11 protein-coding genes and 1 pseudogene are annotated in these 11,156 nt (G+C 57.5%); 7 read left to right on the forward strand and 5 right to left on the reverse strand.

Annotated features, from left to right (window positions below; all coding sequences use genetic code 11):
* Positions 1-101: pseudogene (folX, locus tag HMPREF9538_RS32810) on the reverse strand (dihydroneopterin triphosphate 2'-epimerase); the annotation flags it as partial.
* 29 nt (positions 102-130) lie between these two features.
* Positions 131-760 (reverse strand): GSH-dependent disulfide bond oxidoreductase, encoded by a 630-nt coding sequence (yfcG, locus tag HMPREF9538_RS16630; protein WP_004174988.1) that lies wholly within the window; start codon positions 758-760, stop codon positions 131-133.
* A 180-nt stretch (positions 761-940) separates the two neighbouring features.
* On the opposite strand from yfcG, the gene yfcF reads away from it, so the two are divergent.
* The 3 genes from yfcF to yfcD all read left to right on the forward strand — a co-directional run bounded on the left by yfcF (position 941) and on the right by yfcD (position 2,802).
* Positions 941-1,579: a glutathione transferase gene (gene yfcF / locus HMPREF9538_RS16625; RefSeq protein WP_009484757.1), complete on the forward strand. Its 639-nt coding sequence runs from the start codon at positions 941-943 to the stop codon at positions 1,577-1,579.
* 62 nt (positions 1,580-1,641) lie between these two features.
* A complete protein-coding gene (gene yfcE, locus HMPREF9538_RS16620; protein WP_004899586.1) occupies positions 1,642-2,193 on the forward strand; it encodes a phosphodiesterase in 552 nt (183 codons plus the stop codon).
* Positions 2,194-2,250: 57 nt separating this feature from the next.
* Entirely contained in the window at positions 2,251-2,802 is a 552-nt protein-coding gene (yfcD, locus tag HMPREF9538_RS16615; RefSeq protein WP_002913197.1) for an NUDIX hydrolase YfcD, read from the forward strand.
* 92 nt (positions 2,803-2,894) lie between these two features.
* Here yfcD and pta read toward each other — a convergent pair whose 3' ends face one another.
* Both pta and ackA read right to left on the reverse strand, forming a co-directional pair.
* Complete coding sequence (gene pta / locus HMPREF9538_RS16610) at positions 2,895-5,042, reverse strand: phosphate acetyltransferase (protein ID WP_002913196.1); 2,148 nt, start codon at positions 5,040-5,042, stop codon at positions 2,895-2,897.
* 200 nt (positions 5,043-5,242) lie between these two features.
* On the reverse strand, positions 5,243-6,445 hold the full coding sequence (ackA, locus tag HMPREF9538_RS16605) for an acetate kinase (protein ID WP_002913195.1): 1,203 nt from the start codon (positions 6,443-6,445) through the stop codon (positions 5,243-5,245).
* A gap of 337 nt (positions 6,446-6,782) precedes the next feature.
* Between ackA and yfbV the strand changes: the two genes are divergently transcribed.
* The 4 genes from yfbV (at position 6,783) to HMPREF9538_RS16585 (ending at position 10,400) form a co-directional block, all read left to right on the forward strand.
* Entirely contained in the window at positions 6,783-7,238 is a 456-nt protein-coding gene (gene yfbV / locus HMPREF9538_RS16600; protein ID WP_002913194.1) for a terminus macrodomain insulation protein YfbV, read from the forward strand.
* Positions 7,239-7,325: 87 nt separating this feature from the next.
* On the forward strand, positions 7,326-7,820 hold the full coding sequence (locus tag HMPREF9538_RS16595; protein ID WP_002913193.1) for a YfbU family protein: 495 nt from the start codon (positions 7,326-7,328) through the stop codon (positions 7,818-7,820).
* Positions 7,821-7,831: 11 nt separating this feature from the next.
* Positions 7,832-8,491: a sugar phosphatase gene (locus tag HMPREF9538_RS16590; protein WP_004174996.1), complete on the forward strand. Its 660-nt coding sequence runs from the start codon at positions 7,832-7,834 to the stop codon at positions 8,489-8,491.
* Between the two features lie 76 nt (positions 8,492-8,567).
* Positions 8,568-10,400 carry an SLC13 family permease gene (locus tag HMPREF9538_RS16585; RefSeq protein ID WP_009484760.1) on the forward strand — a complete coding sequence of 611 codons (1,833 nt, stop codon included), beginning with the start codon at positions 8,568-8,570 and terminating at the stop codon, positions 10,398-10,400.
* 44 nt (positions 10,401-10,444) lie between these two features.
* On the opposite strand, the gene yfbR is transcribed toward HMPREF9538_RS16585, so the two are convergent.
* Entirely contained in the window at positions 10,445-11,044 is a 600-nt protein-coding gene (gene yfbR, locus HMPREF9538_RS16580; RefSeq protein ID WP_009484761.1) for a 5'-deoxynucleotidase, read from the reverse strand.
* Positions 11,045-11,156: the final 112 nt, after the last annotated feature.

Below are 11,156 nucleotides of genomic sequence, written 5' to 3' on the forward strand. Positions count from 1 at the left end.
TTAATACCAATAAAAGTCCGCAGGCGCAGGTTCTTAATACGAATAATGGCGTCTGGTTGAGACATTGCAGGCTTCCTCCGTGGTGTAAGTCCTGCAATCATACAACAAAGCGCGACGGGCGAGCAGGGGGTTAATAAAGCTGAATTTTTAACATCGCTTCCGCCGTTGCCGGCCGCTGCTTAATGCGCTCATACCAGTTGTGCACCGCCGGATAGTTCGCCAGATCGATACGCTGTCGGACATGGCAGTTCACCCAGGGCCAGGCGGCGATGTCGGCTATACTGTAGTGGTCGCCGCCAAGCCACGGGCTGCATCCCAGACGCTGATTTAGCACCCCATACAGTCGTTGGGTTTCCACCTGAAAACGTTCAATAGCGTAGGGCACGGTTTGCGGCGCGGAGTGGGAAAAATGTTGATTTTGCCCCAGCATCGGCCCCAGCCCGCCGACCTGCCAGAACAGCCACTGCAGCGTGACGTAGCGTTCCCGCAGCTCGCCGCTCAGCAGCTTACCGCTTTTTTCCGCCAGATAGAGCAGGATGGCGCCGGACTCGAAAACGCTCAATGGCGCCCCGCCGTCAGCAGGCATGTGGTCGACGATAGCCGGAACTTTATTATTCGGCGAAATCGCCAGAAACTGCGGATGAAATTGTTCCCCTTTGCCGATATCGACCCGAATTAGCCGATAGGCTAGCTCCGCCTCTTCGAGGAACAGGGTGATTTTGTGGCCGTTTGGGGTGGGTGCATAGTAAAGATCGATCATAATATTTCCCGCCGTCGTGGGTCGCAAACTGTTCGAGTATAGGTGAAGCTGCGCCACCCGGGAGAAATTCCGCAAGCGACCCGGCAGCCAGGCGACGAGTCGTCCGCGCTCGAGCAGTGACATCGCCTGTAAGACAGGCTATGTTGGCTTATTGTCCTGTCTACCACCCTTGAGGAAGCTATGAGCCAGCCTGTCATTACCCTGTGGTCCGATGCCGATTTTTTCTCACCGTACGTGATGTCTGTCTATGTCGCTCTGCAGGAAAAAAGCCTGCCTTTTACCCTTAAAACCGTCGACCTGAACCGCGGCGAACATCTGCAGGCGGGCTGGACAGGCTATGCCGCCACCCGTCGCGTACCGCTGCTGGAGGTTGATGATTTCGCGCTAAGTGAGTCTTCGGCGATTACCGAGTATCTGGATGAGCGTTTCGCGCCGCCGGAGTGGGAGCGCATCTACCCGCATGATCTGCAAAAACGAGCCCGCGCCCGGCAGATCCAGGCCTGGCTGCGCAGCGATCTGATGCTAATTCGTGAAGAGCGATCCACCGCCGTGGTGTTTGGCGGGGCGAAAATGCCGGACCTCAGCGAGGCCGGCAGGCAATCTGCGGAAAAGCTGTTTGCCACCGCCACCATGCTACTGGCCCACGGCGGGCAAAATTTATTTGGCGAATGGTCTATTGCCGACGCAGACCTGGCGCTGATGCTCAATCGCCTGGTTCTCAATGGCGATAAGGTACCGGAGGCGCTGGCTGATTATGCGTCTTTCCAGTGGCAGCGGGCCTCAATCCAGCGTTACGTGGCGCTTTCCGCCAAACGCTGAGGCTGATAACCCGCCGCGCTTCCGCTATCATAGAGGCATCGTAACCAGTGGAGATGGAACCTATGAAGCTGATGTTTGCCTCCGATATTCATGGTTCGCTGCCCGCCACGGAACGCGTGCTTGAACGGTTCGCGCAAAGCGGCGCCAGGTGGCTGATCATACTCGGCGATGTGCTCAATCACGGTCCGCGCAACGCGCTGCCTGAGGGGTATGCGCCGGGTGAGGTGGCGGAGCGGTTGAACAGCGTGGCGGAACGCATTGTTGCCGTTCGCGGCAACTGCGACAGCGAAGTGGATCAGATGCTGCTTCGTTTTCCAATCACCGCGCCCTGGCAGCAGGTGCTTAGCGAACGCTATCGCCTGTTTCTGACCCACGGGCATCTCTATAGTCCGGATAATCTGCCGCCGCTGGCCGCTGGCGATGTCCTGGCATATGGCCATACTCATATACCGGTCGCGGAAAAACGCGGCGCAATTTACCTCTTTAATCCCGGCTCAGTGAGTATCCCGAAAGGGGGATATTCCGCCAGCTATGGGCTGCTGGATCAGGGGCGGCTGCAGGTTTTAGCACTCAATGATAATCAGGTTATTGCAGAGGTTGCAATTTACCCGTAATTTAGCCCTCAATCATAAAGACGCGCCGCGAGAGCGCATTTAAAGTAAGGTTTCCTGATGGCGGAACAGAATCATTTGGCAAGCACAGAATGGGTCGATATTGTTAATGAAAACAATGAGGTGATAGCACAGTCCAGCCGCGAGCAAATGCGCGCGCAGTGCCTGCGCCACCGGGCGACCTATATCGTCGTTCATGACGGAATGGGGAAAATTCTGGTGCAGCGACGCACCGAGACAAAAGACTTTCATCCGGGCATGCTGGATGCCACCGCTGGCGGCGTCGTGCAGGCTGATGAGCAGCTGCTGGAATCGGCCCGTCGCGAGGCGGAAGAGGAGTTAGGCATCGCCGGGGTGCCGTTTGCCGATCACGGCCAGTTTTATTACGAAGACAAATTCTGCCGCGTCTGGGGAAGTCTGTTTAGCTGCGTCTCCCACGGGCCGTTCGCCCTGCAGGAAGAAGAGGTCAGCGAGGTGTGCTGGTTAACGCCGGAAGAGATCACCGCCCGCTGCGATGAGTTCACGCCGGACTCCCTGAAAGCGCTGGCGCTGTGGATGACCCGCAACGCCGGTAATGAGTATGATGATGCGGAAGAGAGCGAGCGCGAATAAAGATCGCAAACGCGCGGCAGCAATCGTCGCTCGCCTCCTGACGACAAAAAGGCAGCCATTCGGCTGCCTTTTGCTTTGACCACAGCGGCAGATTACTTCTGCTGCTGAGCCGATTGGATCGCGGTCAGTGCGATGGTATAGACGATATCGTCTACCAGCGCGCCACGGGACAGGTCGTTGACCGGCTTGCGCATACCCTGCAGCATCGGCCCGATGGAGATCAGGTCGGCAGAGCGCTGTACCGCTTTGTACGTGGTGTTACCGGTGTTCAGATCCGGGAAGATGAACACGGTCGCGCGGCCAGCTACCGGTGAGTTCGGCGCTTTGGACTTCGCTACGTCAGCCATCACCGCGGCGTCATACTGCAGCGGGCCGTCGATCATCAGGTCAGGACGTTTTTCCTGCGCCAGACGGGTCGCTTCGCGGACTTTCTCGACATCGCTACCCGCGCCGGAGGTACCGGTGGAGTAGGAGAGCATCGCCACGCGCGGTTCGATGCCGAAGGCAATCGCGGATTCAGCGGACTGAATAGCGATTTCCGCCAGCTGCTCGGCGGTCGGGTCCGGGTTGATCGCGCAGTCGCCGTAAACGTAAACCTGTTCCGGCAGCAGCATGAAGAACACGGAGGAGACCAGCGAGCTGCCCGGCGCGGTTTTGATCAGCTGCAGCGGCGGACGAATGGTGTTGGCAGTGGTGTGAACCGCGCCGGATACCAGACCGTCGACTTCGTCCTGTTCCAGCATCAGGGTGCCGAGAACCACGTTGTCTTCCAGCTGCTCACGCGCGACCGCTTCGGTCATGCCTTTGTTCTTACGCAGTTCGACCAGGCGACCCACATAGCTTTCGCGAACCACTTCCGGATCGACGATTTCAATGCCGGCGCCAAGCTCCACGCCCTGGGCCGCGGCTACGCGGTTGATCTCATCCGGGTTACCCAGCAGGACACAGGTGGCGATCCCGCGTTCGGCGCAAATCGCCGCCGCTTTCACGGTACGCGGTTCGTCGCCTTCCGGCAGAACGACACGTTTGCCGGCTTTGCGCGCCAGCTCGGTCAGCTGGTAGCGGAAGGCTGGCGGAGAGAGACGGCGGCTGCGCTCGGAGGTCGCGGTCAGCGATTCGATCCAGTCGGCGTTGATGTAGTTGGCCACGTATTCCTGAACTTTCTCGATACGCTCGTGATCGTCAACCGGTACTTCGAGGTTAAAGCTCTGCAGGCTCAGGGAGGTCTGCCAGGTGTTGGTGTTGACCATAAATACCGGCAGGCCGGTCGCGAAAGCGCGTTCACACAGCTTGCTGATGCGCGCGTCCATTTCATAGCCGCCGGTCAGCAGAATGGCGCCGATTTCCACGCCGTTCATTGCCGCCAGGCAGGCCGCAACCAGCACGTCAGGACGGTCTGCGGAGGTAACCAGCAGAGAACCAGGGCGGAAGTGTTCCAGCATGTGCGGGATGCTGCGCGCGCAGAAAGTCACGGATTTCACGCGGCGGGTATTGATATCGCCTTCGTTGATGATGGTCGCATTCAGATGGTGAGCCATGTCGATCGCGCGGGTCGCGATCAGATCGAAGCTCCATGGCACTGCGCCCAGCACCGGCAGCGTGCTGCCTTTCTGCAGCTGAGCCGGGTCAATCTTCACGATTTTTGCTTTCGACGAGTCGTCGAAAATTTCCGACAGGTCAGGACGGGTACGGCCCTGATCGTCGACAGGGGCATTCAGTTTGTTGACGATAACGCCGGTGATGCTGGTATTTTTGGCGCCGCCAAAGCTGTTACGGGTCAGTTCGATACGCTCGTTCAGCTGTTCTGGCGTGTCGGTGCCCTGAGACATCACGAAGACGATTTCAGCGTTCAGCGTTTTGGCGATTTCAAAGTTCAGCGCCTGGGCGAACTGATGCTTACGGGTCGGTACCAGGCCTTCCACCAGCACCACTTCCGCGTCCTGAGTATTCGCGTGGTAGTTGGCAATGATCTCTTCCATCAGCACATCTTTCTGATTGCTGGAGAGCAGAGACTCAACATGGCTCATCTTCAGCGGTTCAGCGGCGGTGGTGGTGGAGGAGCTGGCGCGAACGATGGTGGTGGTCTGGTCTGGGGCATCGCCACCGGAACGCGGCTGGGCGATAGGTTTAAAGACGCTCAGACGAACGCCTTTGCGTTCCATAGCGCGGATCACACCGAGGCTGACGCTGGTCAGACCTACGCTGGTACCGGTAGGAATTAACATGATAGTACGGGACACGGTATATCCTCTTTCGTTACCGCCAGTATCAGGCGGGATACAAAACAGCACCGCCAGCTATCCGTCATATTTCAAGTTGCACGTGCGTTGGCTCTACTTGCTCACCCCGGTGGCGTACGCGCTGTACGCGGCCGGGGTTTTGCTGTGTCGCCGCCTTCCTGCAGCTCGAATTATTGCGGGTCAGGGCTGGCGATGTGGAATTATGCGGTCAGACGGCTGGCGTCTTGCGCGATGACCAGCTCTTCGTTGGTCGGGATAACCACGGCAGGACGGGTGCCTTCTTTGTTGATGAAGCCAGACTTGCCGAAGCGGGCAGCAAGGTTACGCTCATGGTCAACTTCAAAGCCCAGTACGCCCAGTTTGCCCAGCGACAGCTCACGCACCATCGCGGCGTTTTCACCGATACCACCGGTGAAAATAACGGCGTCAAGACGGCCGTCCATCAGCGCGGTGTAGGAACCGATGTATTTCGCCAGGCGGTGGCAGTAAACGTCCATCGCGCGTTTAGCGTCGGCTTTTTCCTGATAGTTGTCTTCCACGTAGCGGCAGTCGCTGGTGACTTCGGTCAGACCCAGCAGGCCGGACTCTTTGGTCAGCATTTTGTTGATCGCGTCAACGCTCATGCCCAGGGTGTCGTGCAGATGGAAGATGATGGCCGGATCGATGTCACCGGAGCGGGTACCCATCACCAGGCCTTCCAGCGGGGTCAGACCCATGGAGGTGTCAACGCATTTACCGTTACGGATAGCGGAAACAGAACCACCGTTGCCGAGGTGGCAGGTGATGATGTTCAGCTCTTCCACCGGCTTGTTGAGGATCTTAGCGGCTTCCTGAGTCACGTAGAAGTGGCTGGTGCCGTGCGCGCCGTAACGACGAACGCCGTGCTCTTTGTACAGGCTGTACGGCAGGGCGTAGAGATAGGATTCTTCCGGCATGGTCTGATGGAACGCCGTATCGAATACAGCCACGTTTTTGTCTTTCAGGTGCGGGAAGGATTTCAGCGCTTCAGCGATGCCGATCAGGTGTGCCGGGTTGTGCAGCGGTGCGAAAGACGCGGCGTCTTTAATACCCTGAATTACGGACTCGTCGATCACCACGGAGCTGGTGTATTTTTCACCGCCGTGTACGATACGGTGGCCGATTGCGGTCAGCTGAGCAGACAGTTCTGGTTTTTGTGCCAGAATAGTGTTAACGATAAAGTTCAGCGCTTCACTGTGCGCGGCGCCCGCGCCTAACTCGGCTTCTTGTTTGCTGCCGTCCATTTTCCATTTGATACGGGCTTCCGGCAGGTGGAAGCATTCCGCTAAACCGGACAGATATTCGTCGCCGTTCACGGCGTCAAGGATAGCAAATTTCAGAGAGGAGCTACCGCAGTTCAGAACCAGTACTAACTTACTCGACATGGAAGTACCTTTTTATGATACGTGGCTAAAAAAACGTCAGTGTGTCATTAGCGTAGCGCAGGATGACCTCGACATTTATGATTAACATCATGCCTTGTTCTGTTTTCGGGCACGATGAGAGAAGTACATTTGATTTTATGCCATTTTGCATAATTTTCAGCCAATGGCAGAATATGCGATAATTTGACTAGCCTGGCAAAGAGTCTAACCGCCCTTTCAGGCGGGCACAGGATACCTGATTGCGGCATCCTTTGCCAAAATCTTTTGAACGATGTCATGCATAGTTGGTGTTTTGCACGAATTTTTTAAGTTTTATATGTAAAGTTGAGGTAAAGCCATGTCGACCCCTGAGAAACGCCCCGTTAGCTTCTTTAGCTTGTTCAACCGCGGGCAGCATTACGCAAAGACCTGGCCTCTCGACAAGCGCCTCGCGCCGGTGTTTATTGAAAACCGCATTATTCGTGCCACCCGCTATGCCATCCGCATCATGCCGCCAATCGCCATTTTTACCCTCTGCTGGCAGATAGCTCTTGGCGGCCAGCTGGGCCCCGCCGTCGCTACCGCGCTGTTTGCGCTGAGCCTGCCGATGCAGGGACTCTGGTGGTTGGGTAAGCGTTCGGTGACGCCGCTGCCGCCCTCCATTCTTAACTGGTTCTATGAAGTGCGCGGTAAACTGCAGGAGGCGGGGCAGGCGCTGGCACCGGTCGAAGGCAAGCCCGATTATCAGGCGCTGGCTGACACGCTTAAGCGCGCCTTCAAACAACTGGATAAAACTTTCCTTGATGATTTGTAATTCACTACGGAAAACGCATATAAAAGAAGGCGCATGATTTATGCGCCTTCTTTATTTCACGCCCTACCGTGCTACAGGAGTCACAACATGGAAATGACCAATGCGCAGCGTCTGATTTTATCCAATCAGTACAAAATGATGACGATGCTCGACCCGGATAATGCGGAACGCTACCGTCGTCTGCAAACCATCATAGAGCGTGGGTATGGGCTACAGATGCGTGAACTGGACCGCGAGTTCGGCCAGCTGACGGAAGAAACCTGCCGTACCGTTATTGATATCATGGAGATGTACCACGCGCTGCACGTCTCCTGGACCAACCTGAAAGACGCGGCGGGGATCGATGAACGCCGGGTCACCTTCCTCGGATTTGATGCCGCCACCGAAGCGCGTTATCTCGGCTATGTGCGTTTTATGGTCAACGTTGAAGGCCGCTACAGCCATTTTGACGCCGGTACCCATGGCTTTAACTCGCAGACCCCGATGTGGGAGAAATATCAGCGGATGCTGAGCGTCTGGCACGCTTGCCCGCGCCAGTATCATCTGAGCAGTAATGAAATTAATCAAATTATCAACGCCTGAGGGAGGTGCCCGTGCAGTGTAAAGGTTTCCTGTTCGATTTAGACGGGACGCTGGTGGATTCCTTGCCGGTGGTAGAGCGTTCATGGTGCAAGTGGGGCGATCGTTTCGCCATTGACCATGATGAAATTCTCAGTTTTATTCACGGCAAGCAGGCCATTACCTCCATTCGCCATTTTATGCCGGGGCGCAGCGAGGAGGATATCCAGGCCGAATTTCGCTACCTCGAGCAGATAGAAGCCACTGATATTGAGGGTATCGTCGCGCTGCCGGGGGCATTAGCCCTGCTGAATACGCTCAATGAGGCCGGGATCCCGTGGGCGATTGTCACCTCCGGCTCGATTCCGGTTGCCCACGCGCGTCACCGCGCGGCGGGCCTGCCGATGCCTGAGGTGTTCGTCACCGCCGAGCAGGTGAAACACGGCAAACCGGCGCCGGACGCCTATCTGCTGGGCGCCGAGCGGCTGGGTCTGCCTGCCGGGGAGTGCGCGGTGGTGGAAGATGCGCCGGCGGGGCTCCTCTCCGGACTGGCGGCCGGCTGTCGCACTATCGCGGTCAACGTGCCCGCCGATGCCCCTCGCCTGGATGAAGCCGACCTCGTGCTGAGCAGCCTGGAAGATCTGGTGGTTGAACGCCAGACTGACGGCGTGGTAAATGTGCGTCTTAAAGCGTAAACCCATGATTTCGCCCCGCGTCGTCGGGGCTTTTTTATGCCACTATGTCGACTCCCACTTGTGACAAGGAAACGTTGTGAACGGTGAATTGATTTGGGTTTTATCCCTCCTGGCCATCGCGGTTGTGCTGTTTGCTACCGGCAAGGTGCGCATGGATGCTATCGCCCTGATGGTCATTGTCGCCTTTGTCCTCAGCGGAACGCTGACGTTAAATGAAGCTTTTTCCGGATTCAGCGATCCTAACGTGATCCTGATTGCCGCCCTGTTTATTATCGGCGATGGCCTGGTGCGCACCGGAGTCGCCACCAAAATGGGGGCATGGCTGGTGAGCGTGGCGGGGAACAGCGAAACCAAAATGCTGATCTACCTGATGCTCACCGTCGCCGGTCTGGGCGCGTTTATGAGCTCCACCGGGGTGGTCGCCATTTTCATCCCGGTGGTACTTAGCGTCTCGGCGCGGATGAATACCTCGCCATCGCGGCTGATGATGCCGCTGAGCTTCGCCGGGCTTATCAGCGGGATGATGACCCTGGTGGCGACGCCGCCCAACCTGGTGGTCAACAGTGAATTGCTGCGCGAGGGACTGCACGGCTTCAGCTTTTTCAGCGTCACGCCGATTGGCCTGGTGGTGCTGATCCTGGGCATCGTCTATATGCTGGCGGTGCGCTTTATGCTGAAGACGGATAATGGCGACTCCGCACGCGATGGGCGAAAAAGAAGCACCTTCCGCGATTTGATCCGCGAATATCACCTCACCGGCCGCGCTCGCCGGCTGGCCATCCGCCCGGGTTCGCCGATGATCGGTCAGCGGCTGGATGATTTAAAGCTGCGTGAGCGCTACTGCGCCAACGTGATCGGCGTTGAACGCTGGCGGCGGTTCCGCCGGGTAATTGTCAACGTCAACGGGGTATCGGAATTTCGCGCCCGCGACGTCCTGCTGATCGATATGTCCGCCTCCGATGTCGATTTACGCCAGTTCTGCGGCGAGCAAATGCTTGAGCCGATGGTATTGCGCGGCGAGTATTTTGCCGATCAGGCGCTGGATGTGGGGATGGCGGAGGTGGCGCTGATCCCGGATTCAGAGATGATGGGCAAAACGGTGCGTGAGATAGCCTTCCGCACCCGGTTTGGTCTCAATATCGTCGGCATGAAGCGCGATGGCAAAGCGATGGATGGTTCGGTGGTCGACGAGCCGCTGCAGCTCGGCGATATCCTGCTGGTGGTCGGCAACTGGCGGCAAATTGCCCTGCTGGCGAAGCGCGGCCGGGATTTCGTGGTGCTCAATATGCCGGTTGAGGTCGATGACGCTTCGCCGGCCCACAGCCAGGCTCCGCATGCGATTTTCTGCCTGGTGCTGATGGTAGCCCTGATGCTCACCGATGAAATTCCCAACCCGATTGCCGCGATTATCGCCTGTCTGCTGATGGGCAAATTCCGCTGCATCAATGCCGAAAGCGCCTACAAGGCGATCCACTGGCCGAGCATTATTTTGATTGTTGGGATGATGCCGTTTGCCCTGGCGCTGCAAAAAACCGGCGGGGTGGATCTGGTGGTGAAGGGACTGATGGATGTCGCCGGAGGCGAGGGGCCTTATCTGATGCTCGGCTGCCTGTTCGTGATGTGCGCGGCGATTGGGCTGTTTATCTCAAACACCGCCACGGCGGTGCTGATGGCGCCTATTGCCTTAGCGGCGGCGAAGTCAATGGGCGTCTCACCCTATCCTTTTGCCATGGTGGTGGCGATGGCGGCTTCGGCGGCGTTTATGACCCCGGTCTCCTCGCCGGTTAACACCCTGGTGCTTGGCCCGGGCAAGTACTCATTTAGCGATTTTGTCAAAATAGGCGTGCCCTTTACCATACTGGTGATGGTGGTCTGCGTCCTGCTAATCCCGGTACTGTTTCCGTTTTAAGATATTCTGGCCGGGTAGAGCACAACCGCCGCCCGGCCAGAACCTTACAGCGGCGAATCCTGGCTAATTTCGTCCAGCGACAGCTGGAAGCTTGGGACGAACACCTGCATAAAGTAATCCATCTCCGCGCTGCGCCGCGATGCCAGGGTCTTTTCCAGCCGACCTTTGGCCAGCAGAAATTCGTTATTGCCTGCAGACAGCTCTTCGAGGCACTTCAGGTAAGCGCAGAGGGCGTCAGCCTGTTTAACGATCGACTGCTCTTCCTCACTGTAGTGATGCTCATCAATCAGCGGCTCGAAAATATCGCGCAGCTCGTCAGGGACCATATCCACCAGCTTTTGCTGAGCAATTTTCTCAATCGCCTTATATTCCTGGGCAATCTGCGAATTGAAATATTTCACCGGAGTAGGGAGGTCGCCAGTTAGTACTTCCGAGGCGTCATGGTACATCGCCAGCAGGGCGATACGCTCGGCGTTGACCTGGCCGCCAAATTTGCGGTTTTTAATCGCCGCCAGCGCGTGGGCGACCATCGCCACCTGCAGGCTGTGTTCGGAGACATTTTCGGTGCGCACGTTGCGCATCAGCGGCCAGCGGGTAATCAGTTTCAGGCGGGGGGGGGGGGCAAAGAAATGACTCTGACTCATAGGGACCCTTAATCAGTGACAACATCGGGTTCCATTGTGCGCAGGGATCCGCCCCCCCCGCCCCGCCCGCGCCGCGGGCGGGGGGCGGCGCCGGGGGGGGGGGGGGGGGGGG

It is taken from the genome of Klebsiella sp. MS 92-3, assembly GCF_000195655.1.
Taxonomy (GTDB): Bacteria; Pseudomonadota; Gammaproteobacteria; order Enterobacterales; family Enterobacteriaceae; genus Klebsiella; species Klebsiella pneumoniae.

Coding starts and splice junctions, on each gene's coding strand:
- yfbV (WP_002913194.1), top strand. CDS start 6,783: ATGTCGACCCCTGAGAAACGCCCCGTTAGCTTCTTTAGCTTGTTCAAC.
- HMPREF9538_RS16595 (WP_002913193.1), top strand. CDS start 7,326: ATGGAAATGACCAATGCGCAGCGTCTGATTTTATCCAATCAGTACAAA.
- yfbR (WP_009484761.1), bottom strand. CDS start 11,044: ATGAGTCAGAGTCATTTCTTTGCCCCCCCCCCCCGCCTGAAACTGATT.
- ackA (WP_002913195.1), bottom strand. CDS start 6,445: ATGTCGAGTAAGTTAGTACTGGTTCTGAACTGCGGTAGCTCCTCTCTG.
- yfcD (WP_002913197.1), top strand. CDS start 2,251: ATGGCGGAACAGAATCATTTGGCAAGCACAGAATGGGTCGATATTGTT.
- yfcF (WP_009484757.1), top strand. CDS start 941: ATGAGCCAGCCTGTCATTACCCTGTGGTCCGATGCCGATTTTTTCTCA.
- yfcE (WP_004899586.1), top strand. CDS start 1,642: ATGAAGCTGATGTTTGCCTCCGATATTCATGGTTCGCTGCCCGCCACG.
- yfcG (WP_004174988.1), bottom strand. CDS start 760: ATGATCGATCTTTACTATGCACCCACCCCAAACGGCCACAAAATCACC.